Below are 26,575 nucleotides of genomic sequence, written 5' to 3' on the forward strand. Positions count from 1 at the left end.
GAACAGCCCCTTCCACTCTCGCCGTTGATGACGTGGGTCACAGCCTCCCGCTACCCCTTGCGCCGCTGGGGTGCCTTGCGGGTGGCCGGGCAGCGCCCGTGCGGCTGCTCGGGGGGCGGGCCGGGCGGCAGGGGCGGGATGCGGCGGGACACGGGGGCCTCGGGGGTGAGTTCGAAGGCGTCGCCGCAGTGGCCGACCTCCAGGGCCTCGCCGTCCAGCAGCGCGTACGTGGCCGTCGTCCCGGTGATCTCCACCCGCAGCCGGCGCTGCCGGAAGACGAGGGTGAAGGCCAGGCGCCCGATCTGTTCGGGCAGGCGGGGGGCGAAGAAGAGTGTCCCGCCCTGGTGGCGCATCCCGCCGAAGCCGGCGACCAGGGCGTACCAGGTGCCGCCGAGGGAGGCGATGTGGATGCCGTCGCGGGTGTTCCCCTCCAGGTCCTCCAGGTCCATCATCGCCGCCTCGCCCATGTAGTCGTAGGCGAGGCGCATCTGGCCCACCTCCGCGGCCATCACGGCCTGGGCGCAGGCGGACAGCGAGGAGTCGCGGACGGTCAGGGGTTCGTAGTAGGCGAAGTTGCGGGCCTTCTCCTCGGGGGTGAAGGCGTCGCCGCACGCCGACATGGCGAGGACGAGGTCGGCCTGTTTGATGACCTGCTTGCGGTAGAGGTCGAAGTAGGGGAAGTGCAGCATCAGCGGGTACTGGTCGGGCCGGGTCCCGGCGAAGTCCCAGACCTGGTGGCCGGTGAAGCCGGCCGACTGTTCGTGGACGGCCAGTTCCTCGTTGTACGGCACGGTCATCCGCATCGCGGCGTCGCGCCAGGCCGCGGTCTCCTCGTCGTCGACGCCCAGCGCGGCGGCCGCGTCCGGGTGCCGTTCGGCGGCGGTGGCCGCCTCGTGCAGGTTCTGCTGGGCCATCAGGTTGGTGTAGAGGTTGTCGTCGGCGACGGCGCTGTACTCGTCGGGGCCGGTGACGCCGTCGATGTGGAAGTCGCCGTGGTGGTCGTGGTGGCCGAGCGAGCGCCACAGCCGGGCCGTCTCGACCAGCAGCGGCAGGCCCACTTCCTGGTCGAAGGCGTCGTCGCCGGTGGCCGAGACGTAGCGCACCACGGCGTAGGCGATGTCGGCGTTGACGTGGAAGGCCGCCGTGCCCGCGGGCCAGTAGGCCGAGCATTCGTCGCCGTTGATGGTCCGCCAGGGGAACGCGGCCCCGTGCAGGCCGAGTTGGCGGGCGCGTTCCTGGGCTGCGGGCAGGGTGCTGTGGCGCCAGCGCAGGGCCTGCTCGACGGCCTGCGGGGCGGTGTAGGTGAGGGCGGGCAGGACGAACATCTCGGTGTCCCAGAAGCAGTGGCCGTCGTAGCCGGGCCCGGTCAGGCCCTTGGCGGGCAGGGCGCGGGCCTCGCCGCGCGCGCCGGTCTGCAGGACGTGGAAGAGCGCGAAGCGGACGGCCTGCTGGATCTCGGCGTCGCCGTCCACCTCGACGTCGGCGCGGGACCAGAACCCGTCGAGGAACTCGCGCTGTTCGTCCACCAGTCCGGCCCAGCTGGTGCTGACGGCACCGGCGAGAGCGGCGTCCACCTGGTCGTGCACGGCCGGCACCGAGCGGGCCGCCGACCAGCCGTGGGCGACGAACTTCTCCAGCCGCAGCCGCTGCCCCGACGCCAGCCGGGAGGTCACGGTGAGCCGGGCCAGGTTCTCGCTGCTCTCCGCCGCCAGCACGGTCTTCTCCGGCCCGTCGACCACGTGGTCGGCGGACGCGCAGACCTTGAGTCCGCTGCGGGCGGTGCAGTGCAGCAGCCGGACACGCGTGCCGTTGGCGTGGGTCTCCCCCGGCACCAGCGGGTCCGTGAGCTGGGCCGCGGTGCGCGGATCGGCACCGTTGGCGGGCATCGGCTCGTTGGCGACCAGTTCGGACTGGATGACGATGCGGACGTCGCCGTCGAGCGGTTCGACCTCGTAGGCGACGGCGGCCACCGCGCGCTGGCTGAAGGAGACCAGCCGGGTGGAGCGGACGCGGACGCTGCGGCCGCTGGGCGAGGTCCACTCGGCGGTGCGGTGCAGCAGGCCGGTGCGGAAGTCCAGCAGCCGCTCGTGCCGGTGCAGTTTGCCGTAGCGCAGGTCGAAGGGCTCGTCGTCGACGAGGAGGCGGATCACCTTGCCGTTGGTGACGTTGATGACGGTCTGGCCGGACTCGGGGTAGCCGTAGCCGGCCTCGGCGTAGGGCAGCTGGCGGAACTCGAAGACGCCGTTGAGGTAGCTGCCGGGCAGGCCGTGCGGCTCGCCCTCGTCGAGGTTGCCGCGCCAGCCGACGTGCCCGTTGGAGAGGGCGAAGACCGACTCGCTCTGGGAGAGGATGTCGAGGTTGAGTTCGGTCTCGCGCAGGCACCAGGGCTCGACGAGATAGGCCGGATGCGTGATCACGTGGCGTCCTCCAGCAGGTCGGCGAGATCGTCGACGACGGTGTCCGCGCCGTGCCGGCGCAGGGCCTCGGCCTGTCCCACCCGGTCGACGCCGACGACGAAGCCGAAGTCCCCGGCGCGCCCCGCCTCCATGCCGGCCAGGGCGTCCTCGAAGACGGCGGCCTCGCCGGGCGCGACGCCGAGCTCCTTCGCGGCGGCGAGGAAGGTGTCGGGGTGCGGTTTGCCGGGCAGGCCGCGTTCCTTGGCGACGATGCCGTCGATGCGGACCTCGAAGAACTCCTCGATGCCCGCCGCGATCAGCACGTCACGGCAGTTGGCGCTGGAGGAGACGACGGCGCGGCGCAGTCCCGCGTCCCGGGCCGCCCGGGCGTAGCGGACGGAGCCGGGGTACGCCTCCACGCCCTCCTTGCGGATCCTGGCGAGGACGAGGAGGTTCTTGCGGTTGCCGAGGCCTTGGACGGTGTCGGCGTCGGGCGGGTCGTCGTCCGTGCCCTCGGGCAGGACGATCTGCCGGGAGGCGAGGAAGGAGCGCACCCCGTCGGCCCGGGGTTTGCCGTCGACGTACTCGTCGTAGTCGGCGACGGGGTCGAAGGGCCGGAAGGCGGGGCCGTCGCGGCGGGCGAGGAAGGCGTCGAACATCTCCTTCCAGGCCGCGGCGTGCACGACGGCCGTCTTGGTCAGGACACCGTCGAGGTCGAACAGGCAGGCGCGGACGTGGGCGGGCAGGCCGAGTGCGGTCACGCTGTTCCCCCTTCCCGGGTTGCCGCACAGCCTGCCTCCGGGGTGGGTGAATCACTCGTTCGCGCTTTCGGCCGGGGCCGGGGCGTCAGCCTCCGCAGCGGCGTGCCGAGGCCGCGCCCCGGTGCGCGGTGATGGCCCGGTCGAGGTTGGTGGCCGCGCTGATCAGCGCGAGGTGGGTGAAGGCCTGGGGGAAGTTGCCGAGGGCCTCGCCGGCGGGGCCGATCTCCTCGGCGTACAGGCCGAGATGGCTTCCGTGGGTGAGCATCTTCTCGAAGATGTAGCGGGCCTCGCCGACGCGGCCGGCGCGGGCGAGGGCCTCCACGTACCAGAAGGAGCAGAGGTTGAAGGTGCCCTCGTCGCCGCTGAGGCCGTCGGCGCCGTCGGTGCGGTAGCGGCGTACGAGGCTGTCGCTGACCAGCTGGTCCTCGATGCGGCGCACGGTGGACAGGAAGCGCGGGTCGCGCGGGCCGGCGAACTTGACCAGCGGCATGACCAGCAGCGAGGCGTCCAGGGTCCGGCCGTCGGCGCTCTGGCAGTAGGCGCCGAGCTCCGGCGACCAGCAGCGCTCCTGGACGAAGCGGTACGCCTCGGCGGCGCTGTCGCGCCACCGCTCGACGGGGGCGGGCATGCCGCGGTGCCGGGCGATGCGCAGGGCGCGTTCGAAGGCGACCCAGGTCATCAGGGCGGAGTAGGTGAAGCGTTGGGGGCCGCCGCGGGTCTCCCAGATGCCGTCGTCGTGGTCCTCCCAGTGCTTCTCCAGCCAGTCGAGCTGGCGGCCCAGCGCCTCCCACAGTTCGTAGGAGATGGGTTCGCCGTGCTTGTTGAAGAGGTAGACGGAGTCCATCAGCTCGCCGTGGATGTCGAGTTGGGTCTGGCGGGCGGCGGCGTTGCCGATGCGCACGGGCTTGGAGCCGCAGTAGCCCGAGAGGTGGTCGAGGACGGTCTCGGGGAGGTCGGCGCGGCCGTCGATGCCGTAGAGGACGTGCAGTCCGGTGCCGGGCGGGGCCTCGACGCAGCGCTGGTGGAGCCAGTCGATGAAGGCGGCGGCCTCCTCGGTGAAGCCCAGGCGCATCAGGGCGTAGAGGGTGAAGGCGGCGTCGCGGATCCAGGTGTAGCGGTAGTCCCAGTTGCGGCCCCCGCCGGGCTGTTCGGGGAGCGAGGTGGTGGGGGCGGCGACGAGGGCACCGGTGGGCTGGTGGACGAGGAGTTTGAGGGCGAGCGCGGAGCGTTCGACGGCTTCGCGGTAGCGGCCGCGGTACTGGGAGTGGCGCACCCAGCGGTCCCAGTACTCCAGGGTGCTGTCGAGCAGGACGGCCGCCTCGTGCCCGTCGATGGGGGCGGGCGGCGCGGGCTCTTCGGTCCACTGGGCGGCGAGTTCGAGGGTGCTGCCGGGGTCCAGGGCGACGGTCGCGCGGACCTCGCGGCCGTCGCCGGCGGGTTCCAGGGGCACGGAGGAGCGCAGCACCAGGGCGCCGCCGGGGGCGGCGAAGACGGCGCCGTGGTCGGTGACGGTCACGGTGTGCGGGGCGCGGGCGTAGTCGAAGGCCGGGCGGCAGCACACCTCCAGGACGGCGCGGCCGCGCGGTACGCGCACCTGGCGGACGATCTGGCGGGCACGCCGCTCGGGGAAGGAGGGGTGGTCGGGGACCATGAAGTCGTAGAGCTCGGCGACGGAGCTCCGGCCCAGGAAGCGGGTCAGGAGCACGTTGGAGTCGGGCATGTACATCTGCCGGGTGCGTTCGGCGTCGCGGGCGGTGACGCCGAAATGGCCGCCGAGGCGGGCGTCGAGCAGGGAGCCGAAGACGGCGGGTGAGTCGAAGCGGGGAAGGCAGCACCAGTCGATGGTGCCGTCGGCGCCGACGAGGGCGACCGTGTGCAGGTCGCCGATGATCCCGTGGTCCTCGATGGGCAGGTAGTCCCGCTGCCGCGGGCCGCTGTCGTAGGTCATCGGACGTCCCTCCCGTCCCGGGAGTTATCGCTGTCTCCGTTGTACCTCTGTCGGTCGGGTGTTGCCGCCGCACGACGGAATCCTTCGTTCCATTGCGGAACCGCGGACCATTCCTTTCGTTGCCAGGCCGATGTGCGTTCTCGACCATACGATCGCCGGACGGGCCGCAAGCTCGCGCCGTCCCCGGCCCCGCACCACCACTCCGCGAAGTGCCGCGACGCCGACCTTGCCGGTGACCCCGGGCCCGCCGAGACTGGAGACAGGCGGGAGGTGCGGCGGTGACCGTGACCGTGGCCCTGGCCGGGGACACCATGCTGGGGCGCGGCGTCGCCGAGCGGCTGGCGGCGGCGCCGGAGCCCGGGACGCTGCTGTGCCCGGGGCTGCGGGAGGCGCTCGCGGCTGCCGATCTGGTCGTCCTCAACCTGGAGTGCTGCGTCTCGGAGCGCGGTGAGCCCTGGCCCGACCCCGACAAGCCGTTCTTCTTCCGGGCGCCGCCCGCGGCCGCCCGCGTCCTGGCGGAGCTGGGCGTGGACTGCGTGACGCTCGCCAACAACCACGCGCTCGACTACGGATACGACGCGCTCGGCGACACGTTGGAGCTGCTGGCCGGGGCCGGGATCGCGGTGGTGGGCGCGGGACGGGACGAGGCCGGGGCCCGTGCCCCGGCCGTCCTGGAGGCCGGTGGGCTGCGCCTGGCGGTGGTGGGCGCCACCGACCACCCCGAGGACTTCGCGGCCGGCCCCGGCCGTCCGGGCGTCGCCCTCGCCGACCTGCGCCAGGGGGTACCCGCCTGGCTGAGCCGGACCGTCGAGGAGGCGGCGCGCGGGGCCGACGCGGTGCTCGTGACCCCGCACTGGGGCCCCAACATGACCACCCGGCCGCCCTCGTACGTGCGCGAGGCCGCCGGTGTCCTGCATGCCGCCGGCGCCTCGCTGGTCGCGGGCCACTCGGCCCACGTCTTCCACGGGGCCGGCCACCGCACGCTCTACGACATGGGCGACTTCGTCGACGACTACGCGGTGGACCCGGTCCTGCGCAACGACCTCGGCCTGCTCTTCCTCGTCGCCTTCGAGGGCGCCGTCCCGGTCCGGCTGGAGGCCGTCCCCCTGTACCTGGACCACTGCCACACGGTCGAGGCGGGCGAGGGAGCGCGCCGCTGGATCCGCGACCGCTTCGTCCGCGCGAGCGCGGCGCTGGGCGCCACCGTCACGGACGGGGACGACGGACGGCTGACGGTGGACTGGGCGCGGGGCCGGTGACGGTCAGGCCGCCCACTCGGTGGCCAGGAGGGACCACACGGCCATGTCCTGGCGGACCCCGTCGACCGGGAAGGACTGGCGGAGCACGCCTTCGTGGGTCATGCCCAGGCGCTTGGCCACGGCGGCGCTGCGGTGGTTGTCCACGGACGCGCGCCATTCGACGCGGGCCATGCCGCGTGCCCCGAAGGCCCAGTCGATCATCTTCCGCGCGGCGGCCGTGACCAGGCCCCGGCCCTGGGCCTCGGGGCTGATCCACACGCCCAGCTCGCAGACGCCGGAGCGGACGTCGAAGACCCGGAACAGCGTGCCGCCGACCAGGGCTCCGTCGAGCCGTATCGCGAAGAGCCGCCCCCGGTCGTCACGTTGGGCGTCGGCGTAGCGCTGGAGGAAGGCGCGGGCCCCGTCGGTGTTCGTCACGTCGGTCGCCCACGGCAGCCAGGGCGCGAGGTGCTCCTGGTGGGCGGCGACGTAGGCCGCGAACTCCTCGGCCTGCCACGGCTCCAGGGGGCACAGGTCGGCTCCGGGGGCGAGGGACGAGCTGAGCACGGAAGTCCTCCGATCGGTCGCGAAATGCGCACGGTGCCTGAGACACCGGGATGCATTCCAAACGTTTGTTACGTACTCTCGTCACCTTAGGCCCCGCCCGACGGAGAAGGGAAGCCCACATGCCTGCACGCGGTGATCACGACGCGAAGCGACGGGACGTGTCCGACGCGGTCTGGCGGGTGCTCGCGGAGCGCGGTTTCGACGGCCTGACGATCCGCGCCGTCGCCGCCGAACTGGGCTCCTCCACGGGCCTGGTGAGCCACTACTTCCCCAGCAAGCGGGCGCTCGTGGCCCACGCCCTGGCCGTCGCCGAGGAGCGCACCGCGCACCGCGCCCTGCACACCCCGCCGGCCGAGGGCCTGGCCGGGCTGCGCGCGGCCCTGCTGAACGTCCTGCCGCTCTCCGGGGAGATGACCGCCATCAACCGCGCCTGGGTCAGCTCCTGGGACGCCGCGCTCGCCGACGACGGTCTGGGCATGGACGAGGCGGCCCGGCTCGCGCGCTGGCGCGACAAGCTCGCCGGGCACGTCCGCACCGCCCGGGAGCGCGGCGAACTGCCCCCGGGGACGGACCCGGACGAGACGGCCGCGGGGGCGGCGGCCTTCGCGCACGGGCTCGTCGTCCACGCCCTGTTCGACCCCGGCCGCTACCCCGGGCGGCGCCAGCTCGCCCTGGTCGACTCCTTCCTCGACGGACTGTCGACCGAGCGCGCTTGAACGGGAGTTGACCGTCAGGCGGTCAGGGCCCCGCGCAGCGCCACCGCGAAGTCCGCGGTGTGCGTCAGGTAGCCCACATGTCCGCCCGGAAAGCCGGTGACCTCGGTGCCGACCCGGTCCGCCAGGGTGCGCGTCGTGCGGTGCAGGAGCGTCTTCGGCCCCTCGTCGCCGAGCGCCAGGGTGAAGCGCGCCGCGCGCAGCGCGTCGGTGTCCGGCCGGAAGCGGGAGAAGGAGCGCAGTTCGTACGTCAGGCCCGTCTCCACGTTGGCGTGGATCCGGGCCAGCATCTCCCGGACCGGCGCGGGCAGCGCCTCCGCGTCCGGTTCCGGCGGCCCGTCCACGCCGATCGCCCGGCTGAGCCGGTCCAGCGCGGGCCGGATGCCCTCGCGCCGGTGGAGTTCACACACCTCCTGGAACAGGGCGTGCCACTGGTCCGCGTCGGGCAGCAGGTCGATGACGAACGGTTCGTGCGCGACCAGGGCGCGTACCTGGCCGGGGTGCCGGGCCACGAGGTCCATGCCGGTCATGGCGCCGTAGCTGGTGCCGAAGACGTACGCCGGTTCGCCGCCGGCGAGCGCGTCCAGCAGCAGGTGGGCGTCGTGGCCGCGCTCCTCGATCCGCCGCTCGGCGGGCGAGGCGGTGAGGCGGCTGCGGGAGTGGCCGCGCGGGTCGAAGGTGATGACGGTGTGGCCCTCGGCCATCAGGGCGGCCAGCGGCGCGAACATGGCGGCGTCGGCCTCCCCGCCGTTGAGCAGCAGGAGGGGCGGGCCCGCGCCGCGCACCTCGTAATGGATCTCCGCGCCGGGAACGGTCAGCGTACCTGTCCTCATGAGTCCTCCAGGGTGCCTTGGAGGACGGGTGCCCGGCAACGGCGTCACGACCCCTCGCGCCGGGCCACGCGCTTCTCGAACTCCCGGAAGGCGCCCTCCTGTCGCCACTCGACCGCCGCCTTCGGGCTCGCGGCCAGGACGGCCGCGCACGGAGCCTCCGGCCGGGGGGCGCCCGGGCGGTCGCGGGCGCACTCGGGGACGGCGGTGAAGTCGTCGCGGCCGCGCCACAGGCTGCGGCCGGGCAGGAAGCCGTACTCCAGGGAGGTGCGCGCCAGGTTCTTCAGGGCCCGGTAGCCGAGGCGGTGGGAGGTGGCCGCCCGCTGGTACTCGGCGGTGATGTCCGAGCGTTCGACGCCGCCGTCGTCGGTGGCCAGGGCGACGGGGACCCGGTGGCGGCGGTAGAGGCCGAAGGGGTGGCGGCGGCCGGAGACGCCCAGGATCTGGGAGTTGCTCGTCAGGGGCGTCTCGACCAGGACGTGCCGCGCGGCCATCGTGGCCAGCAGCCCGGAGCGGTCGTCCTCCCACAGCACGTCCACGCCGTGGCCGATCCGTTCGGCGTGCCCGGTGTGCACGGCCTGCCGGATGTGCGAGCGCAGGAACTCGGGCCCGACCAGGCCCGGCACCAACTCCCCCGCGTGCAGGGTGATGTGGACCTCCGGGTACCAGCCGTGCAGCCGGTCCAGCATGCGCATGTGCAATCCGTAGTCCCTCAGGGCCACCGCGCCGTCCTCCGGGGTCACCAGGTTCACCGCGACGAACCTCGGGTCCCGGCGGGCGAGTTCGAAGCCGAGCAGCAGCTCGGTGAAGACCTGCTCCGGGGCGGCGGCGCGGTCCACCTGGGTGATGAGGCGGACCGGCAGCCCGCAGCCCGCGTGCGGCCGGGGCGTGTCGCAGCGGGAGGCGGCGCGGAACTCCGCCGCCGCCCGGTCCGTCGCGGCACGGGCCCGCTCGACGAGCCCGTCCAGCCCGCCGCCGGCCAGCAGCCTGCGCCGCAGCCGGTCCAGGTCCCGGTCGTACCCGGTCCGGCCGGCGAGCGCGGCCACCCCCTCCGCGGGGTGGCTGACCATCGTCTCCAGGTAGAACTGGTGCTGTTCGGCGGCCCGGTCGGCGATCTCGCTCAGCAGCCGGCCCATGTGGCCGGTCTCCACTTCCTCGAACTTCTCGAAGGTGGCGAAGAAGTGGTCGTGCCCGGTCTCCCGGCCCGGCACGAAGTCCTGCATGGACCAGGCCCGTACGAGCCTGCGGTGGAACGCCGCGTCGTGCCGGGCGTCCGCGGCCGGTCTGCCGCCGCCCGCGCGGCAGGGCGGCACGACCGCCCGCAGCGAGCCCTCCTCGACGCAGAGGCCGTCCCGGGCCGCCAGCTCCAGCATCAGCTCCGTGGGGGCCGCGCCGCCCAGGTGGTTGTGCAGGTCGGCGCCCTTGGGCAGGGCCCGGAGGAACGCCCGCAGCGCCCGCGGGCGGCCGCGCACCTCCTCCATGTACGCGGCCGTGGCCGCCTCCGCCGCGTTCTCGCCCCGCCGGGCCCGCTCCGGTGCCCCCCAGGCGGGCAGGACGGCCGCGCAGAGGACCGCAGCCAGAGCACTGCGCAGCAGCACACGTCGATGGTTCACCGGACCTCCTGGCGGTGGCCGTTGCCTGCGATGACGACACTGGTCTACCGTCTGGCCGACCCGTTCACCATGGCAACGCCCCAGGGCCCGCACAACGGGCCCGTCACCCCTGTCCAGTTGACGCCGGCCCCGGGGGCCGTACCGCCAAGCGGGCGGATTCCCGGGGGAGTCGGGCCTCACACGGGCGGGGGCGGAGCGGCGGGCCGCCGGGGCAGGTGCATGTCCAGCAGGCAGACGTCGTCGCGCTGTTCCTTGGGCAGCAGCCGGGCCAGCAGGGCGTCGAGGGAGCCGGGGCCCGGTCCCCCGAGCTCGCTCCGGGCCGCCCCGGCGAGGCGGGCGAGGCCCTCGTCGAGGAGCTCCCTGGGGCGTTCGACCAGTCCGTCGGTGTAGAGGAGCAGGTGGTCGCCGGGCTCGAGGCGGCACTCGGCCCGGCCGTAGGAGGGCTCCGCGACCGCGCCGAGCAGCACGCCCCCGGGCGGCGTCAGGAACTCCGCCGTGCCCCGGCGCACCAGCAGCGGCGGCAGGTGTCCGGCCTGCGCCCAGGCCAGGCGGCGGGCGGTGGGGTCGTAGCGGCCGAGCACCATGGTGGCGGTGGTGTGGTTCCCCTCCGGGGCGTGCAGGAGCAGGGCGTTCAGCCGGCGCAGCGCGTCGGTGAGCTCCGACCCGGTGAAGACCATCCCCTTGGCCGTGAAGCGCAGTTGCGCCATGGCCGCGACGGCGCCGATGCCGTGCCCGGCGACGTCGCCGATCGCGAAGAGCACGCTGCCGTCGGGCAGTTCCAGGGCGCTGTACCAGTCTCCGCCGACGTTGAGGTCGTCGTGCGAGGGCAGGTAGGCGACGTCCACGCGCAGGTCCGCGAGGTTCAGCGACTGGCCGGGCAGCGGCAGCAGCGCCTGCTGGAGGCGCGCGGCGACGGTCCGTTCGGCCTGCAGCACGGTGCGCTGGGCCAGGACGGCCTGCTGGGTCTCCATCAGGGCCAGCTCGGCGAGCCGCTGGGCGGTGATGTCCTGGACGAAGCCGTGCACCTCGACGGGCTCGTCCTGGGCGTCCAGCACCGCCTCGGCGACGACCCTCAGGTGCCGGACGCCCGACCGCGTGGTGATCCGGAACGGGTGGTCCACGGGGGTGCCGGCGCCGAGCAGTCCGCGGATCGCCCGTCCGAAGGCCGGGAGGTCCTCGGGCAGCAGGTGGCGCGGGAGCTCCTCCAGGGTCATCGGGCCCCGGGCCGGATCGCGGTCCAGGATGGCGTAGACCTGCTGCGACCAGGTGATGGTGTCCGTGACGAGGTTCCAGTCCGCCCAGCCGAGGTTGCCCAGCCGCTGGACGTCGCCGAGCAGTTCGCGCTGCCTCCTCGCGCCGTCGTGGCAGGTCCAGGTGACGACGAGCGCGTCGCCCAGTCTCGTGGCGCGCACCGAGAAGGTGGAGATCCTCCGGACGCCGGGGGCGACCTCCTCGTAGGGGCAGGGGGCGCACGCGTACGGCCGTCCGGTCCGCAGCGTGTCCAGGTAGCCCTGCCACGCCGGTGTGCCGGCCAGGGTGGGGTAGCACTCGAGGACGCGCAGCCCCACCAGTTGGTGGCCGCGCCGGCCGGCCACGTCGACGGACCGCGGGGCGGCGGCGTCGATGCGGAAGTCCTCCACCTCGCCGGTCGCGGACCGCATCGGCGTGAGCAGCACGGCCGCCCCCGGGAGGGCGTCGAGGACCGGCTGGACGAGCCGTGCGGTGCGGTCGGCGGACTGGCGCGGGGGCGCGCCGCAGGCCCGGAGGCTTCCGGCGCACAGCCCGGCCGCCTCCTCCAGCAGCCCGCGGACGTCGGGGCCGAAGGGCGCGTCCACCGTGCGCAGCACGCCCAGGGCCGCGGTGGTGGTGCCGTCGGTGACCACGGGGAGCCAGGCGCGGGTGGGCCATCGATGCGGGGCGTCGGCCGGCAGATGGTGCCGTCCCCCGTCCTGTTCGAGGTCCTCCAGCCAGATCGCTTCACCTGAACGGATGACGTCGAGGGCGGCGATGCCGGCGACGGGCGGGACGTGGCGCCACTGGGCGGCGAGGGTGGCCCCGACGCCGGCGTGCCCGCCCAGCTCCAGCGTGCCGTCGGCGTTGCGCACGAAGAGCATCACGGCGTCGGCCTCGGCCGGGGGCCCCGCCAGGTGGTCCAGCAGCCGGCCGGCCAGCTCCTGCGCGTCGGTGACGCCGGCCAGCCCCTCGCCCAGTTCGCGCAGGACCGCGGCGCCCGTCGTCTCCGGGCCCCTGGGCCCCGGCACCGTCCGCCGGACGTACCGGGCCGAGTCGAAGACGGACCCGTGGCCGCGTGCCGGGTCCTCTTCCGGGACGTCCCCGGCCGCCTCGGTGACGGCGTGGTCGCGGCCCATGCCGCCGAGGGCCCGCCAGCACTCCTCCATCAGCGTGCGGCCGCCGGACGACGCGCGCCGGGTCAGCTCCTGGTACGCCGCCGGCGCCGAGCAGCCCGACCGGGCCATCAGCACGCCCTTGGCGCGCTCCAACACGGCGGCGGTGGAGGCAAGATGCTCCAGCCGCTCGTTCTCCGCCCGTAACTTGGCCACGACCTTGGCCAGTTGGACCACATCGGGCGCAACACCGGACTCGTCGTCCCGCACAGACTCGCTCGCCACGTTCCCGAGCATGGCACAACCGGACCGCGGCTCGCCCTGTGGTCCCCGTGGAGTTGGGCGTCCGGCCGTCGGCGCGGTCACGGTCCCGCGCGGCCGTGCCGCCGGCGCACGGCCTCCAGCCACCGGGCCCGGAGCACCTCGTACTGGCGGCGCTCCGCGGGGGTCAGCGGATGGCCGTCGCGGTCGGTGAGGAACGCCCGGATGGCGTCGTTGATCTCCTCGGGGCGCGATCGGTCCGAGGCTGTGGGAGACATGGGGCCAGACTAGGCAGGGCGCCGGTCCGCAGCAGCGGTTCCGGGGATTCGCCAGGCCCGTCGCGCCACGGTGCGCAACCGTTCATCACCCTCCGTGCGGACGGCGGTCCCGGACGTTCGGGATCTGTTCGACGGCGACACAATGGAGTCGGGCTCGGGGAAGACAGGCTCGGGGAAGACACTCGACGCGACCGAGGAGCCAGCCATGGAGCACACGACGGAGTGGCGGATCCAGGTGAACCTCACCGAGGACGGCGAGACCACCAAGGCCCGGGCGGTCCTGGACACCGGCGCCACGTCCCTCACCGGCCAGGGCGTCGCCCACCGCTCCCCCGACGACACGGACGTCCGGCTGATCGGCGACGAGTTCGCGGCGGGCCGCGCACTGCGGGAGCTGGGCGACAAGCTGATCGGCACGGCGCAGCGGGACGTGGCGGCGCGGGGGTCCGGGCCGGAGGGGCGGAGGTCGCCGATGTACGGATGGGAACTTTAGGGAGCCGGGCCCTGAGCGGGTCGGGCGAATTCCGCTGCGCGGTTCGGCAGCGCCCCGAGGGGGCGCGGGGCCCTTTCGCCGTGCGGCTCCGCCGGTGGGCGCGACCGGCCACGACGGCGCCGCAGCCGGCCGACGACCCGCCGCGGCACTTCCGGCGGAGCGCTCAGCCCGGCCGTGCGAAGCGGCGCGCGGCCACCGCGAGCGCCGCCACGGCGATCGCGGCGGTGATGCCGAGCTCCGCCGCGACGGGCGGCTGCCAGCCGGGGGACGGGAACGCGGCCCCGGGCGCGTGCGCGGCCACCGCCCGGCGCAGCGGATCGACCGCGTACGTCAGCGGGTTGGCCAGGCAGAGCACCGTGAGCCAGCGCGGCAGGCCGGAGAGCGGGAACATCGCCCCGGAGAGGAACAGCATCGGCATCATGGCGAAGCCCAGCACCGCCTGGAAGGTCTGCATGCGGGTGATGCAGACGGCGGCGACGGCTCCGAGGGCGGTCAGGGCCAGGGCGGCCAGGGCGAGTTCGCCGGTCAGCGTGGCGAACAGGGCAGGGTCGTAGGGGACGTGCGCGGTCCCTGCCAGGGCGAGGACGAGCACGCCCTGACAGGTCGCCACGGTCGCGCCTCCCGCGCACTTGCCCAGCAGCAGGGCGTCGCGCCGGACGGGGGCGACGAGCATCTCGCGCAGGAAGCCGGCCTCGCGGTCCCACACGATGGACGCGCCCGCGCCGATCGCGGGCATCTGCACGGTCATGACGAGGACGCCCGGGAAGAGGTACGTGCGGTAGTCGCCGGCGCCCGCGGAGGCGGGGACGAGGGCCGACAGGCCCGTGCCGAGGACGAGCAGCAGGAGGACGGGCTGCGCCAGCGTGATGGCCAGCCGGCCGCGGTTGCGCAGGAAGTGCATCATCTCCCGCTGCCAGACCACCCGGACGGCGCGCATCTCGTGCCGTACGCCCCCGGGGACCGCCCGCACGGCGGTCGTCATCGCGTGTCCTCCGCACTGTGGAGGGTGCGGCCGGTGCAGCGGAGGAACACGTCGTCCAGGCTGGGCCGGGTGACGGCCACCGACAGCACCGGCACCCCGAGCCCCTCGCACAGGCGGGGCACGAACGACGCCCCGTCCGGGACGTGGACCAGCAGCCCTTCGCGGTCCGCGTGCACCCGCAGGCCGAAGCGTTCGCGCAGGGCGCGCAGCGCGGCGGTGTCGTCGGCGGTGCGGACGGCGACGCGGTCGGCGCCGACGACGGCCTTGAGGGCGGCGGGAGTTCCCTCGGCGACGATGCGGCCCCCGTCGATGACGGCGATGCGGTCGCAGTGTTCGGCCTCCTCCAGGTAGTGGGTGGTCAGGAAGAGGGTCACCGACTGCCGGGTGCGGACGCGGTGGAGGTGTTCCCACACCTGGGCGCGGCTGTGCGGGTCGAGGCCGAGGGTGGGCTCGTCCAGGAAGAGCACCTGCGGCGCGTGCAGCAGTCCGCGCGCGATCTCCAGCCGGCGTTTCATGCCGCCGGAGAAGGTCCGGACGGCACTGTCGCGGCGGTCGTGGAGGCCGACGAGGGCGAGCATCTCGGTGACGCGGCGGCGCGCGGCGCGGCGGGGCAGGCCGTAGAGGTCGGCGTGGAAGCGGAGGTTCTCGGCGGCGGTCAGGTCGCCGTCGACGGTGAGGTCCTGGAAGACCAGCCCGATGCGGCGGCGTACGGCGGCGGGGTCGGTGGTCACGTCGGCGCCGGCGACGCTCGCCCGGCCCGCGGTGGGCCGGGCGAGCGTGCAGAGCATCGCGATCGTGGTGGACTTGCCGGCGCCGTTGGGCCCGAGGAACCCGAAGGTCTCCCCGGCACGCACGGTCAGGTCCACGCCGCGGACGGCTTCGACGCCGGGGTAGGTCTTGCGCAGGTCCCGGGCGAGGATGGTGGCGGCCGCGACTGCCGGATCGTCCTGCGCGGCACATGGGGCGGTGAGGCCGGCAGCGGTGGTCCGCCCGACAGGAAGACCGGCCGCGTTCGCCGAGTACCGGGCCTCACCGCTCATAGGTCAGCCACCTACCGCCAGGTAATAGGGGTAGGCGCCCATGTAGTCGAAGTAACTGCCGGGACTCATGCCGCAGGTCAGTACGGTGAATTCACCGACCTCGGCGATCGCGGGCGGCTCATACGTCTCGTGCTGTTCCATGGTTTTACTCTCCTTACCTCCGCCCCACGCCCCGTGACGCGGGGACACTCATCAACAGCCGGTAGTAGCCGTCCGAATGCGGCTCGCCGACCGGGCGGCCCTCGGCCTGCACCCAGGCGTGGGCGCGGAAGGGTTCGGTGCGGACGCCGGTGCACCACTCCGGCCAGACCCCGCGCACGCGGCACAACAGGGCGGTGGCGATGGACCGTTGCAGGCAGCCCTCCCCCGCGCACCGGGCGCTCACGGAGACCACCGCGCGGCGGGCGGCCAGGGCCTGCTCCGCCGTGGCGGGCCGGGCCCCGTGCCGGACGGCCGACAGCACCCGGCGGATGCGGCGCGGCGCGAGTCCGGCCAGCGGGCGCGCGGCGGCGACCGCGAGCAGGGCCGGCAGCCGGTCGCGCGGCCGGAGGGCGTCCCGGGCGGCGGGGACCATCGGTGTGCTCATGCGGTCACCACCAGGCGGGCCTCGGTCAGTGAGCGGATGAAGAACGCCACGTCGGCGGCGGTGCGTTCGGCGGTGAGGGAGGGGTAGTGCTCCCCCAGCCGCCGGGCCGTCTGCTGGGGCGTGGCGCCGTCCAGCAGGGCGTGGAGGATGAGGGCGCCGGAGCTGTTCAGCTGCCAGTAGCGGCCGGTGGACTCGTCGAGCAGCACCATGCCGTGGTCGGTGTCGGTCACCGAGACGTCGGGGCGCAGGGCGAAGGTCATGACGGGCCTCCGGTGGTGACGGCCGTGCGTCCGGGGCGCGAGCGGAGCCAGACCTCGCAGCCGACGGTGGCGTCCAGGTCGCGCAGCGCGTTGGGGTCGGGATGCACGCCGAGCAGCCGGGCCCGGAGGACATCGGTGTCGATCAGTCCGGCGCGGGCGAGCAGCGAGTCGTCGAACAGTTCCAGCAGGGCGGCGCGGTTGCGGCGCAGGCCGGTGTGGAATTCGGCGCTGTACTCGCCTTTGGTGGAGCGCGCCAGCACGGCCTCGGGCACGATGCCGCGCATCGCGCCGGCCAGGACGGGCTTGTAGCGGTCGGGGGCGAGGCGTTCGGCGACGCGGACGGCGAGGGCCGCCTCGACGACGCCGTCGTCGAGGAAGGGGGCGGCGTACTCCAGCCCGTGGCGGGACATGACGTGGCCGAGCTGGCGGACGCCGTACCCGCCGGCCAGGACGGAGAGGACGGCCGCGTGCTGGCCGCGCTGCCGGGCCAGCGGCGGGGTGCCGGCGGAGGCGGCCCTGCACAGGCGGTGGCGTACGGCGTGCACCGCGTCCGGCGTCGCCCAGGACGGCATGTCCTGCCGCGTGCCCCAGTCCACGGAGAATTCGGCGAGTTGCTGCCGGGAGGGGGGCGGGGCACCGGTGAGGCCGTCGGCCCAGGCGGTCAGCCACTGGTCGTAGGTGCTGCGGTCGGCGAGGCCGCGGACGACCGGCCACAGCCGGGTGCGCTGGAAGGCGCACTGCCTGCGGAGGCGGCCGACGGCGGCGAGCGGGTCACTGCGGATGTAGTCGTGCAGGTGGGAGGGGAAGGCGGTGAACAGTTCGTCCCCGCCGACGCCCATCATGTGCAGCCGGGAGCCGCGCCCGGTCATCGACCGGGCCAGGGTCGCGAGGCGTACGGCGTCGCGGACCCAGGGGCCGGGTTCCTCGGTGGGGACGATCGCGTCGGTGATGCCGCTGTACCAGGACGGCGCGTCGGCGTTGCCGACGACGACGTGTTCGGCGGCGGGCAGCCGGGAGGCCGCGCGGCCGGCCCAGGCGGGGTCGTCGTTGTCCGGGTCCCGGCTCGCCCAGCGGAACGTGACCAGGCGCGCCGGTTCGCGGGCGGCGAGGAAGCACAGGCTGGTGGAGTCCAGGCCGCCGGAGAGGTCGGAGCTGATCGTTCCGCCGTCGGAGGTGCAGGAGCGGACCGCGGCCTCCAGCGCCCGCCGCACGGCGTGCGCCCCCTCGGCGGCCGGCACGACCGGCTCGGGAGCCCGCCACCACTGCTGCGCGCGGGCCCGTCCGTCGGCCTCGATCAGCAGGCAGTCGTGGGACCGGAGCGCATGGACGCCCTGCCACACGCACGTACGGTCCAGCGGGTGGAGCGGCGGCGAGGACAGCAGGTGCACCGCCAACTGCCGTTCGTCGACGTCGGCTTCGGTGAGCCGCGCGAGTACGGCGGACCGGTCGGCCGCGAGCGTGGCGCCGCCCACGCGGGTGTGGAAGACGCGGCGCGTCCCCGAGGCGCTGCCCCGGACGCGGACCCGCCGGCCGACGGACGCGACCACGTGGAAGCTGCCGGCCAGGCCCCGTACGGCGTACTCGGCGTCCTCGGCCTTCCGGACCCGTCTCAGGCCCACCGCCAGGGCACCGGCGGTGACCGGGCAGCGCCCGATCACCGCCAGCCGCGCCGCCCCGGCCCGGGAGGTCTTCACCCATCCGTCCGGCCAGCTGCCCAGCAGCCACGGCCGGCCGGAGTCGTGGTCGACCACCCGGGTGGCGAGAGGACGCAGGGCCCGCGCCGCGGCGAGACCGGCATCGCCGTCAGGGAGGACGGTGAACCATGCCTCGCCGGACACGGGGTGTCAGCCCTGGGTGCCGAAGTAGTAGTAGCCCATCGAGTCGAACAGCTGCCCGTTGATGAAGCCTCGGGTCAGCTCGGTGAAGTCACCGATCTCGGCGAGGGCGGGCGGCTCGTAGATGTCCTGTCGTTCCATGGGAGTTCCTCTTTCCGTACCCTCGCCGCTGGCGGCTCGGGAATTGGTTACCGCAAACAGGAAATGCCCGGCGGTCAACGCACCACGCCGCGCGGCGCGCATTTCCACTCCCAGGGGTGGAAAGAGGTATGGAGTTCTTGGCGGACAATCGTTTCGCTTACGGCACCGTCTCAGTTCTCACGGCCCGATTTCCAGCTGCGTGGAGCCGGTGACTCCGCGCAGGCCGGAGCCGAGGCAGTCCGTGGGCAGCTGGCCGGACAGCGCGGGCGTGGTCCGCTGCGCGGTCAGCCCCGCGCCGCGCCCCGCGACGACCCGGCCGGTCACCCTGGTCACGAGGACTCCGGCGACGCGGAGAGTCGCCCCCTCGCCGTAGACGATCACTGATCGGGTCCCGTCGGCGTACCGCACGATCTCCGTGGGACGGGAGGTGGGTTGGGCGAGGCAGGAGGCCGTCGGGGCGACCCCGTCCAGGGAGGCGTGGGCCGGTACGGTCCGGCCGGGTGCGACGGTGCAGGAGTACGTGGCGTCGACGTGGACACGCGTCCTGCGGGGCACGAGGGTCAGCGGCGGCTCGTGCGTGCCGTGGCTGGTGCCCGTGCACACGACACCACTTCTGCTCGCACCCCCGTCCGCCTCACCGGCCGGAGCCCATGCCGACGAAGAGCCCGCCAACACCAGGGAACTCAATGCCACCGCCGCTCTGCGTCCACCGAACACGCGCCCTCCAAGGCACTCCTGATCCACCATCGGCCCTGCCCTACCCGCGGCCGTTCCCCGTCAGCCCGGCTCGCGTCAGTGCACCCGCGGCGCACGCCCCGCCCCGTGCGCGGATCCCGCACCGCGCGCACCACGCGAGCCCCTTGGGGACCGGCGCACCGGGTAGGGACCAACACCTGTACAGAGAAAGGGCATTTCGATGAACGGAATCGTTGCCAAGCAGCTGGTCTTCGCCGTGCTCGACACGGACGGGGACGGCGTCATCTCCAGGCACGACTACTTCACGCGGATCGACCGGCTGGCCGTCGCGACGCGACGCGGCGAGGAGGATCCCATGGTCGTCCGCGCACGCGCGGCCGGTGAACGGGCGTGGGCGGTGATGGACGCGGACGGTGACGGCCGGATGACGGAGGACGAGTACCTGGCGTGGGTCGGCGTCGAGGCGTTCGACACCATCTGCTCGCCCGCGCTCGGCGCGCTGTTCGACCTCGCCGACACCGACGGGGACGGCACCGTGGACCGCTCCGAATTCGTCGTACTGCGCACGGCGTTGGGCAATCCGGCCGGCAACGCCGAGGCGGCCTTCGACGCGCTCGACACCGACGGGGACGGGCGCGTCGGCCGCCACGACTACCTGATGTCGATCCGCACGCACATCGCGGGGGAACACTCGCCCGCCGGCGCGGTTCTGTACGCCACCGCCACGGCCGCCTGACCCGCCCTACGCCTCCCGCAGGACCTCCAGTACCACCTTCCCGTCCACGGTCTCCTTCGCCACCAGCAGGTCCGCCAGCCGGTCCAGCGCCTGGCGGTGCTCCCGCAGCATCATCAGCGCCCGCTGCTCGGCGCGGGCGAGCAGCCGGGCCACCTCCTCGTCCACGACGCGCTGCGTCTGTTCGCTGTAGGGGCGGCGCTGGAGGTCCTCCATGCTCTCGCCGAGGAACTGCGTGCCGGACGACCCGTAGCCGACCGGGCCCAGGGCGCCCGAGAGGCCGAACTCGCGGACCATGCGGGTGGCGATCAGCGTCGCGCCGGCGAGGTCGTTGGCGGCTCCGGTGGAGCCCTCGCCGAAGACGACGAGTTCGGCGGCGCGTCCGCCCAGGCGGACGGCCAGCAGGTCGGTGAGATATCCCTCGCTGTACAAGTGGCGTTCGGCTTCGGGGAGTTGCTCGGTGACGCCGAGGGAGACGCCGGCCGGCAGGATGGTGACCTTGGCGACGGGGTCGGCGTGTTCGCACAGGGCGGCGACGAGCGCGTGGCCGGATTCGTGGACGGCGACGGAGCGGCGCTCCTCGGGCAGCAGCGCGTTGGAGGTCTCGCGGCGGCCGAGCAGGACCCGGTCGCGGGCGGTGTCCAGGTCCTGGGCGGTGATGACGGCGCGGTCGGCGCGGACGGCGTTGATGGCGGCCTCGTTGACGAGGTTGGCGAGGTCGGCGCCGGAGAAGCCGGGGGTGCCGCGGGCGACGGTGTTGAGGTCGACGCCGGGGTCGAGGGTCTTGCCGCGGGCGTGGACGGCCAGGATGGCGGCCCGTTCGGCCTGGTTGGGCAGGGGCACGGTGACCTGCCGGTCGAAGCGGCCGGGCCGCAGCAGGGCGGGGTCGAGGGCGTCGGGCCGGTTGGTGGCGGCGAGCACGACGATCCCGCTGTGCGGGTCGAAGCCGTCCATTTCGGCGAGGAGTTGGTTGAGGGTCTGTTCGCGCTCGTCGTTGCCGCCGAGGCGGGTGCCGCCGCCGCGCCGCCCGCCGACGGCGTCGATCTCGTCGATGAAGATGATCGAGGGGGCGCGTTTGCGGGCCTCGTCGAAGAGGTCGCGCACCCGGGAGGCTCCGACGCCGACGAACATCTCGACGAAGCCGGAGCCGGTCACCGAGAGGAACGGGACGTCCGCCTCCCCGGCGACGGCGCGGGCGAGGAGGGTCTTGCCGGTGCCGGGCGGCCCCACCATGATCACGCCGCGTGGCCCCTTGGCCCCGGCCCGCGCGTACCGTTCGGGGCTGCGCAGGAAGTCGACGACCTCGCCGATCTCCTGTTTGACGCCGTCGTAGCCGGCGACGTCGGCGAAGCCCGTGGTCGGCCGCTCGGCCTCGATGATCTTCGCCCGGGAGCGGCCGATGGCGCTGATGCCGCCGGTCAGCGAGCCGGCGGCGCGGCGCGCGCCCCACAGGAAGAAGGCGCCGAGGAGCAGCAGGGGCAGGAAGGCCAGCAGGACGGAGAGCCAGGCGCTGCCGCCGCCGCTGGTCGTCGCGGTGATCTGGACGTTGTGGGACTGGAGTTGCTGCTGGAGCTGGCCGGTTCCCAGGGCGGTGGGGAGCTGGCTGGTGAACTCGGTGCCGTTCTTGAGCTTGCCGCTCACACTTCCGTTGGAGCCGACGTCGACGCTCTGCACCTGCCCGGCGTTGACCTTGGCCACGAAGTCGGAGTACGAGACCTCCTGGCGTTTCTCCCCGGGGAAGCCGCGGGAGATCAGCAGGACGACCACGAACATCACCAGGACGAACGCCAGGATCCACCGCCCCCAGGAGGGTTTGGGCGGCGGGGTCTGGCGGCGGGGCGGCTCGGGCGGCGGGCCGGGGCGGCCCGGCGGGGCGAGGTGCCGGTGCGGCAGGCGAATGCGAGTGATCACGGGAGCGCTCCCTCTCACGGGCGACGCGGCGCCCTGTCCCCAGGATCGGGGATCAGGGCCCCTCCCGGCAGGGCCGGACGGTGCTTCGCTAGGCCAGTCGGGGCATGCGCCCCAGGTCACCGGGTACCCGCGCCCTCGGTGCGGCACCCCGCCCCCGGACGGCCGCGCCCCGCGTGCCGCCCGCCCGGCGCTCCTTTACGGTCGAGCCGAACAGCGGCGCGGCAGCAGCGGCCGACGACGGCAAAGGAGTCCCGGGTGACCAGCGCCACCGAAAGTGCGGATCACGTCAGCGTCCATCTGACCGGCTGCGACGAGCGGGCCGCGGACGCGGTCATCGCCGCCCTGGACGCCGCCTTCCCCGCCGGTGCCGGCGCCCCGGTCCGGGAGGCGGCGCCACCGGGCCCGTCGAGGGCCGGGGGCCAGCCGGTCATCTGGTGCACGGAGGTCGACACCAAGGCCCGGCGGGCGGCCAGGGGGCCGTCGCCGGCGGCCCTCGGCGGCCCGGTCACGGCCGACCTGTTCGGTGCCGCCGACCCGGTGCACCAGGTCAAGGAGGAACTCGCCGCCGCCTTCGGGGTCGAGGAGCACGGCACGGTGCCGGGCGAGCACGAGCTGGAGGTGCGGCTCGTACTGACGCCCCTCGACAAGCCGTCCAAATAGCACGTAACTGCCGTATGAAATTGCACAGTTGACGAACAAGCGGTACGAGGCGGCGTGCCCGGAAGGAATCGAGAAGGACTCTTCCCACGTTCACGACTCTTCCCACGTTCACATCCGGCGTCCCGGTCCGCCGGCCCGGCCCGAAAGGCCCCGTCCCGCGGCCTTTCCCTCCGGACCGTGTACGGCCGTACCACCGCCCGCCGGCAAAGCCGCATCTGAACTTCCGACCGGGGAAAAGCCCATGGCCGACACGAGATCACCCGCCAGGACCGGGGAATCCGGGTCCGGGGCCGGACCTCCGCCCTCCGGCCCCGGCCGGCCCCCGTGCGGCGTCCGCGTCCTCGCGCAGTGCTTCGAGCGCTCCTGCGACCGCCATCCGGACGCCGTGGCCGTCGTCCACGAGGGCGAGGAGCTGACGTACCGCGAGCTCGACCGGCACGCCAACCGGCTGGCGCACCTGCTCGCCGGGCGCGGCGCGGGTCCCGGGCGCGCCGTGGGCATCCTGCTGGAGCGGTCCCTCGACCTGTACGTGGCCCTGCTGGGCGTGATCAAGTCCGGTGCGGCGTACGTCCCGCTGGACCCCTCGTTCCCCGCCGACCGGCTGGTGTTCATCGCCGAGGACGCCGGCCTGGGCGACCTGGTGACGACATCGGGTCTGCGTCCCCCCGGCCTGCCCTGCCCGGTCCTGGAGCTGGACACGGCCGGCGACGAGGCGGCCCGGCGGCCGGACGCCCGGCCGTGTCCGGCCGTGGACCCGTCGTCCGTCAGCTACGTCATCTACACCTCGGGGACCACCGGCCGCCCCAAGGGCGTCGCGGTGTCCCACGCCGGCATCGTCAACTTCCTCCGCGTGGTCACCCCCGTCTACGGTGTGAGCGCCGAGGACCGCGTCTACCAGGGCCTGTCGATCGCCTTCGACTTCGCGGTCGAGGAGATCTGGCCGGCCTGGACGAGCGGCGCCACGCTGGTGGCGGGACCCACCGACGGACGCCGGGCCGGCCACGAGCTGTCCGCGTTCCTCGTCGAGCAGCGCGTCACCGTACTGTGCTGCGTCCCCACCCTCCTGGCGACCCTCGACACCGACGTGCCGCTGCTGCGGATCCTGCTCGTCAGCGGCGAGGCGTGCCCGCCCGACCTGGTGCGCCGCTGGTCCCGGCCCGGCCGGCGGCTCCTCAACGCGTACGGGCCGACGGAGGCCACGGTCACCGCGACCTGCGCCGAGCTCGACCCGGACCGGCCGGTCACCATCGGCACCCCGCTGCCCACGTACACCGTCTACCTGCTGGACGACGAACTGCGGCCGGTGGCCGACGGCGAGAGCGGCGAGATCTGTGTCGGCGGCCCGGGCGTGGCGATCGGTTACGTCAACCGGCCCGAGCTGACGGCCGAGCGGTTCCTGCCCAACCCCGTCGAACACGACCGCGCCGAGGTGCCCCGGATCTACCGCACCGGCGACCGCGGACGGTTCACCCCCGCCGGGGAGATCGAGTACCTGGGCCGGGTGGACACCCAGGTCAAGATCCGTGGTTACCGGATCGAGACGGCCGAGATCGAGGCGGTGCTCCGCGAGGACCCGGCCGTCGAGAACGCGGTCGTCATCCCGCTGGAACGCGACGGTGTCGCCCAGGACCTCATCGGATACGTCACCCTCACCGGGCAACTGGACGGCGGCGAGGAGGAGTTGCGCGTCCGGCTGCGCTCCGTGCTCCGGCGGAGGCTGCCCGCCTACATGATCCCGGCGTACGTGGAGGTGCTCCCCGCCTTCCCCCTGCTGGCCGCCGACAAGGTGGACCGCGCCGCCCTGCCCGCGCCCGTCTCGCCCCCGCTGGCCCGCCGCGACCGGCCGCGTGCCGCCCCGGCGACCCCGCTGGAGCGGCAACTCGCCGCGGCCTGGCGGGAGATCACCGGTGCTGACGAGGTCTCCGTGGAGGACGACTTCTTCTGCGACCTGGGCGGCCATTCGATGACCGCGGCCCGGCTGATGTCCCGGCTGCGGCAGCACCCCGAGCTGCGCGGTCTGGCGATGGGCGATCTGTACGCGCACCCCACCGTCCGTTCCCTCGCCGCCCGTGCCTCGGAAGCGGCGGCCTCGGAGGCCAAGCCCGGTGCCGGCTCCCCCGCCCCGCCGCCGCTGCGGCACTCCGCCGCGCGGGTGTGGGCCTGCGGACTGGCCCAGGCCGTCGGCCTGTACGTCTGGCTGCTGCTGATCGGCCTGCCCGCCGTCGCCCTGCTGTACCGGTTCTTCCGGGCCGTCGGCGCCGACGTGCGCGGGCCCGCTCCCGGCGGTCTCCTGGACCGGCTCGTCGCCCTGCCGCTCGGCCCGTTCCTTCTGCTCAACGCCGTCTGGCTGCTGCTGGTGGGCGCGCTGGTCCTGCCCCTGCTCGGCGCCCGCCTGCTGATGGCCGGGGTGCGCCCGGGCCACTATCCGCTGTGGGGCGTGACGTACCTGCGGTTCTGGCTGCACGGCAAGGTCCTGGCCTTCAGCCTGCTGCCCCTGCTGGCCGGTTCGCCGCTGCTGGCCCCCGTCCTGCGGCTGCTCGGGGCCCGGGTCGGCCGCCGCTGCCACCTGTCCTCGGTGGCCGGCCCGCCGTCCCTGGTGGAGATCGGGGACGACACGAGCATCGGCTACGGCGTCCGTCTCCAGCCGTACGCGGTCGAGGACGGCCGGCTGCTCCTCGGGCCGGTGCGCCTGGGTGCGCGCTGTCACGTCGGGACCAACAGCGTCGTCCTGCCCGGTGCCCGCCTCGGTGACGGAGCCTCGCTGGGCGACCAGTCGCTGCTGCCGGCCGGCGGCGCGGTCCCGGCGGGCGAGCACTGGGCGGGGTCCCCCGCCGCGCGCCGCGACGCGGCGCCGCCGCTGCTGCGGGACATGGCCGCCCGGGCCGACGACCGGACCTGGTCCCCCGCCGTGCTCGCCGGGTACGTCGCGGGGGTCCTGCTGTTCGTCCTCGCGCCGCTGGCCGTCGCCGGGGCCGGTTTTGCCGCGGTGGTCTGGGCGGCGTCCCGGCACGGCTTCGGCTGGGCCGCCCTGGCGACCCTGGCGACCGGGCCGTTGGTGGTGCTGGCCACCTGTCTGCTGGTGCTCGCCGTCAAGAAGGCCGTCCTGCCGTCCGCCCGGGCCGGCATCCACCGCGAGCGCGGTGCCTTCGGCCTGCGCAAGTGGATCGCGGACGGCGTGCTGACCATGAGCCTGACGGTCACCCACGCCCTGTACTCCACGCTCTACCTGGTGCCGTTCCTGCGTGCGCTGGGGGCGCGCACCGGCCGCTGGTCCGAGGTGGCCACGGTCAGCTTCGTCGACCCGGACATGCTGATCATCGGCGAGCGCAGCTTCGTCGCCGACATCGGTGTCGTCGGCCCGGCCGTCTTCCACCGCGGCCGCGTCGCCCTCGCCCCGGCCGAGGTCGGGCGGATGAGCTTCGTCGGCAACGGCGCGCTGGTGCCCGGTTCGTGCCGGATGGCCGACAACAGCCTGCTGGGCGTCCACTCGGTGGCCCCGGAGCGGCCCGTCGATCCCGAGACGACCTGGCTGGGCTCGCCCGCGATCTTCCTGCCCCGGCGCGAGGAGAGCCGGAAGTTCCCCGCGCGGCTCACCTACGAGCCCACCCCCGGTCTGATCGCCGCGCGGCTGGCGATCGAGTACTTCCGGGTGACCCTGCCCGCCACGCTCGGCGCGCTCGGCGTCCTGGGCGCCGTGTGGGCCGCGGCGCAACTGGCCGCCGCCGGCCCGCCGGTGGCGCTGTTCCTGCTGGGCCCGGCCCTGGGGCTGGGCGCGGCGCTGGCCGTGACGCTGGCCGCGGTCGTGCTCAAGTGGCTGGTCGTCGGCCGCTACCGGCCGCGCACGGAGCCGCTGTGGAGCGTGTGGGTGCGGCGCACGGAACTGATCACCGGCCTGTACGAGAACCTCGTCGTGCCGGCCTTCGTCAACCTGCTGACCGGCTCGCCGTGGGCGGCCCCCGTCCTGCGGCTGTTCGGCGCCCGGATCGGCCGCCGGGTGTGGCTGAACACCACGTACCTCACCGAGTTCGACCTCGTGGATGTCGGGGACGACGCGGCGGTCGGGGAGTTCACCTCCCTGCAGACGCATCTGTTCGAGGACCGGGTGATGAAGATGTCCCGGGTCCGCGTCGGGGCCGGTGCCTCGGTGGGCATGCGCTCGGTCGTCCTCTACGACGCCCGGGTCGGCGCCGGGGCCGGGGTCGACGCCCTCTCGCTGGTCATGAAGGGCGAGCGGCTGCCCGACCGGACCCGCTGGCGCGGCATCCCGTCCCGTCCCCGCTGACCCACA

The 26,575-nt window shown here is 74.2% G+C and carries 23 protein-coding genes; 6 read left to right on the plus strand and 17 right to left on the minus strand.

Annotated elements, in window-relative coordinates:
• Window positions 1-50: 50 nt before the first annotated feature.
• The 3 genes from I5Q34_RS24590 to I5Q34_RS24600 all read right to left on the minus strand — a co-directional run bounded on the left by I5Q34_RS24590 (window position 51) and on the right by I5Q34_RS24600 (window position 5,105).
• Window positions 51-2,417 (minus strand): glycoside hydrolase family 65 protein, encoded by a 2,367-nt coding sequence (locus I5Q34_RS24590; RefSeq protein WP_199894586.1) that lies wholly within the window; start codon window positions 2,415-2,417, stop codon window positions 51-53.
• On the minus strand, window positions 2,414-3,157 hold the full coding sequence (locus I5Q34_RS24595; RefSeq protein ID WP_199894587.1) for an HAD family phosphatase: 744 nt from the start codon (window positions 3,155-3,157) through the stop codon (window positions 2,414-2,416). Before I5Q34_RS24595 ends, I5Q34_RS24590 begins: the two co-directional genes overlap by 4 nt.
• 85 nt (window positions 3,158-3,242) lie before the next feature.
• Window positions 3,243-5,105 carry a glycoside hydrolase family 15 protein gene (locus I5Q34_RS24600; protein ID WP_199894588.1) on the minus strand — a complete coding sequence of 621 codons (1,863 nt, stop codon included), beginning with the start codon at window positions 5,103-5,105 and terminating at the stop codon, window positions 3,243-3,245.
• 278 nt (window positions 5,106-5,383) lie between these two features.
• Here I5Q34_RS24600 and I5Q34_RS24605 point away from each other — a divergent pair, with 278 nt between their 5' ends.
• Entirely contained in the window at window positions 5,384-6,364 is a 981-nt protein-coding gene (locus I5Q34_RS24605; protein WP_199894589.1) for a CapA family protein, read from the plus strand.
• Window positions 6,365-6,367: 3 nt separating this feature from the next.
• Here the strand turns inward: I5Q34_RS24605 and I5Q34_RS24610 are convergent, their stop codons facing one another.
• Window positions 6,368-6,910: a GNAT family N-acetyltransferase gene (locus I5Q34_RS24610; RefSeq protein WP_199894590.1), complete on the minus strand. Its 543-nt coding sequence runs from the start codon at window positions 6,908-6,910 to the stop codon at window positions 6,368-6,370.
• Window positions 6,911-7,029: 119 nt separating this feature from the next.
• On the opposite strand from I5Q34_RS24610, the gene I5Q34_RS24615 reads away from it, so the two are divergent.
• The gene (locus I5Q34_RS24615) at window positions 7,030-7,626 is read left to right on the plus strand and encodes a TetR/AcrR family transcriptional regulator (RefSeq protein ID WP_199894591.1); all 597 of its coding nucleotides are present in this window, start codon (window positions 7,030-7,032) and stop codon (window positions 7,624-7,626) included.
• 14 nt (window positions 7,627-7,640) lie between these two features.
• Here the strand turns inward: I5Q34_RS24615 and I5Q34_RS24620 are convergent, their stop codons facing one another.
• The 4 genes from I5Q34_RS24620 to I5Q34_RS24635 form a co-directional block, all read right to left on the minus strand.
• Entirely contained in the window at window positions 7,641-8,456 is an 816-nt protein-coding gene (locus I5Q34_RS24620) for an alpha/beta fold hydrolase (protein ID WP_199894592.1), read from the minus strand.
• 44 nt (window positions 8,457-8,500) lie between these two features.
• Window positions 8,501-10,066: an adenosine deaminase gene (locus I5Q34_RS24625; RefSeq protein ID WP_199894593.1), complete on the minus strand. Its 1,566-nt coding sequence runs from the start codon at window positions 10,064-10,066 to the stop codon at window positions 8,501-8,503.
• Between the two features lie 176 nt (window positions 10,067-10,242).
• Window positions 10,243-12,696, minus strand: coding sequence for a SpoIIE family protein phosphatase (locus I5Q34_RS24630; RefSeq protein ID WP_277965455.1), 2,454 nt, complete (start codon window positions 12,694-12,696; stop codon window positions 10,243-10,245).
• Between the two features lie 77 nt (window positions 12,697-12,773).
• Window positions 12,774-12,950 carry a hypothetical protein gene (locus tag I5Q34_RS24635; RefSeq protein ID WP_199894595.1) on the minus strand — a complete coding sequence of 59 codons (177 nt, stop codon included), beginning with the start codon at window positions 12,948-12,950 and terminating at the stop codon, window positions 12,774-12,776.
• A gap of 205 nt (window positions 12,951-13,155) precedes the next feature.
• Between I5Q34_RS24635 and I5Q34_RS24640 the strand changes: the two genes are divergently transcribed.
• Window positions 13,156-13,443 (plus strand): dsRBD fold-containing protein, encoded by a 288-nt coding sequence (locus I5Q34_RS24640; RefSeq protein ID WP_199894596.1) that lies wholly within the window; start codon window positions 13,156-13,158, stop codon window positions 13,441-13,443.
• Window positions 13,444-13,606: 163 nt separating this feature from the next.
• Here the strand turns inward: I5Q34_RS24640 and I5Q34_RS24645 are convergent, their stop codons facing one another.
• The 8 genes from I5Q34_RS24645 to I5Q34_RS24680 form a co-directional block, all read right to left on the minus strand.
• Window positions 13,607-14,425 carry an ABC transporter permease gene (locus I5Q34_RS24645; protein ID WP_199894597.1) on the minus strand — a complete coding sequence of 273 codons (819 nt, stop codon included), beginning with the start codon at window positions 14,423-14,425 and terminating at the stop codon, window positions 13,607-13,609.
• Window positions 14,422-15,465 (minus strand): ATP-binding cassette domain-containing protein, encoded by a 1,044-nt coding sequence (locus I5Q34_RS24650; RefSeq protein WP_199894598.1) that lies wholly within the window; start codon window positions 15,463-15,465, stop codon window positions 14,422-14,424. Before I5Q34_RS24650 ends, I5Q34_RS24645 begins: the two co-directional genes overlap by 4 nt.
• Window positions 15,466-15,468: 3 nt before the next feature.
• Entirely contained in the window at window positions 15,469-15,606 is a 138-nt protein-coding gene (locus tag I5Q34_RS24655) for a lasso RiPP family leader peptide-containing protein (RefSeq protein ID WP_199894599.1), read from the minus strand.
• A gap of 13 nt (window positions 15,607-15,619) precedes the next feature.
• Entirely contained in the window at window positions 15,620-16,051 is a 432-nt protein-coding gene (locus tag I5Q34_RS24660) for a lasso peptide biosynthesis B2 protein (RefSeq protein WP_199894600.1), read from the minus strand.
• Window positions 16,048-16,311 carry a lasso peptide biosynthesis PqqD family chaperone gene (locus I5Q34_RS24665; protein ID WP_199894601.1) on the minus strand — a complete coding sequence of 88 codons (264 nt, stop codon included), beginning with the start codon at window positions 16,309-16,311 and terminating at the stop codon, window positions 16,048-16,050. The genes I5Q34_RS24660 and I5Q34_RS24665 overlap by 4 nt, the downstream gene beginning before the upstream one ends.
• Complete coding sequence (locus I5Q34_RS24670) at window positions 16,308-18,149, minus strand: asparagine synthase-related protein (RefSeq protein ID WP_199894602.1); 1,842 nt, start codon at window positions 18,147-18,149, stop codon at window positions 16,308-16,310. Before I5Q34_RS24670 ends, I5Q34_RS24665 begins: the two co-directional genes overlap by 4 nt.
• Before the next feature lie 6 nt (window positions 18,150-18,155).
• Window positions 18,156-18,287 (minus strand): lasso RiPP family leader peptide-containing protein, encoded by a 132-nt coding sequence (locus I5Q34_RS24675; RefSeq protein WP_199894603.1) that lies wholly within the window; start codon window positions 18,285-18,287, stop codon window positions 18,156-18,158.
• 177 nt (window positions 18,288-18,464) lie between these two features.
• Window positions 18,465-18,890: a hypothetical protein gene (locus I5Q34_RS24680; RefSeq protein WP_199894604.1), complete on the minus strand. Its 426-nt coding sequence runs from the start codon at window positions 18,888-18,890 to the stop codon at window positions 18,465-18,467.
• Between the two features lie 313 nt (window positions 18,891-19,203).
• On the opposite strand from I5Q34_RS24680, the gene I5Q34_RS24685 reads away from it, so the two are divergent.
• Window positions 19,204-19,719, plus strand: a complete 516-nt coding sequence (locus I5Q34_RS24685; RefSeq protein ID WP_199894605.1) for an EF-hand domain-containing protein — start codon at window positions 19,204-19,206, stop codon at window positions 19,717-19,719.
• Between the two features lie 6 nt (window positions 19,720-19,725).
• On the opposite strand, the gene ftsH is transcribed toward I5Q34_RS24685, so the two are convergent.
• The gene (gene ftsH, locus I5Q34_RS24690) at window positions 19,726-21,627 is read right to left on the minus strand and encodes an ATP-dependent zinc metalloprotease FtsH (RefSeq protein WP_199894606.1); all 1,902 of its coding nucleotides are present in this window, start codon (window positions 21,625-21,627) and stop codon (window positions 19,726-19,728) included.
• A gap of 255 nt (window positions 21,628-21,882) precedes the next feature.
• Between ftsH and I5Q34_RS24695 the strand changes: the two genes are divergently transcribed.
• Both I5Q34_RS24695 and I5Q34_RS24700 read left to right on the plus strand, forming a co-directional pair.
• Window positions 21,883-22,287, plus strand: a complete 405-nt coding sequence (locus I5Q34_RS24695; protein ID WP_199894607.1) for a hypothetical protein — start codon at window positions 21,883-21,885, stop codon at window positions 22,285-22,287.
• A gap of 241 nt (window positions 22,288-22,528) precedes the next feature.
• Window positions 22,529-26,569: a Pls/PosA family non-ribosomal peptide synthetase gene (locus tag I5Q34_RS24700; RefSeq protein ID WP_199894608.1), complete on the plus strand. Its 4,041-nt coding sequence runs from the start codon at window positions 22,529-22,531 to the stop codon at window positions 26,567-26,569.
• The last annotated feature ends 6 nt before the right edge of the window (window positions 26,570-26,575 follow it).

This window comes from Streptomyces sp. AV19 (assembly GCF_015999245.1).
Classification (GTDB): Bacteria; Actinomycetota; Actinomycetes; order Streptomycetales; family Streptomycetaceae; genus Streptomyces.

What these genes read in the sequence shown, in the direction of transcription:
- I5Q34_RS24600 (WP_199894588.1), bottom strand. Translation starts at nt 5,105, where the DNA reads ATGACCTACGACAGCGGCCCGCGGCAGCGGGACTACCTGCCCATCGAG.
- I5Q34_RS24615 (WP_199894591.1), top strand. Translation starts at nt 7,030, where the DNA reads ATGCCTGCACGCGGTGATCACGACGCGAAGCGACGGGACGTGTCCGAC.
- I5Q34_RS24620 (WP_199894592.1), bottom strand. Translation starts at nt 8,456, where the DNA reads ATGAGGACAGGTACGCTGACCGTTCCCGGCGCGGAGATCCATTACGAG.
- I5Q34_RS24635 (WP_199894595.1), bottom strand. Translation starts at nt 12,950, where the DNA reads ATGTCTCCCACAGCCTCGGACCGATCGCGCCCCGAGGAGATCAACGAC.
- I5Q34_RS24640 (WP_199894596.1), top strand. Translation starts at nt 13,156, where the DNA reads ATGGAGCACACGACGGAGTGGCGGATCCAGGTGAACCTCACCGAGGAC.
- I5Q34_RS24645 (WP_199894597.1), bottom strand. Translation starts at nt 14,425, where the DNA reads ATGACGACCGCCGTGCGGGCGGTCCCCGGGGGCGTACGGCACGAGATG.
- I5Q34_RS24650 (WP_199894598.1), bottom strand. Translation starts at nt 15,465, where the DNA reads ATGAGCGGTGAGGCCCGGTACTCGGCGAACGCGGCCGGTCTTCCTGTC.
- I5Q34_RS24655 (WP_199894599.1), bottom strand. Translation starts at nt 15,606, where the DNA reads ATGGAACAGCACGAGACGTATGAGCCGCCCGCGATCGCCGAGGTCGGT.
- I5Q34_RS24660 (WP_199894600.1), bottom strand. Translation starts at nt 16,051, where the DNA reads ATGAGCACACCGATGGTCCCCGCCGCCCGGGACGCCCTCCGGCCGCGC.
- I5Q34_RS24665 (WP_199894601.1), bottom strand. Translation starts at nt 16,311, where the DNA reads ATGACCTTCGCCCTGCGCCCCGACGTCTCGGTGACCGACACCGACCAC.
- I5Q34_RS24675 (WP_199894603.1), bottom strand. Translation starts at nt 18,287, where the DNA reads ATGGAACGACAGGACATCTACGAGCCGCCCGCCCTCGCCGAGATCGGT.
- I5Q34_RS24685 (WP_199894605.1), top strand. Translation starts at nt 19,204, where the DNA reads ATGAACGGAATCGTTGCCAAGCAGCTGGTCTTCGCCGTGCTCGACACG.
- I5Q34_RS24700 (WP_199894608.1), top strand. Translation starts at nt 22,529, where the DNA reads ATGGCCGACACGAGATCACCCGCCAGGACCGGGGAATCCGGGTCCGGG.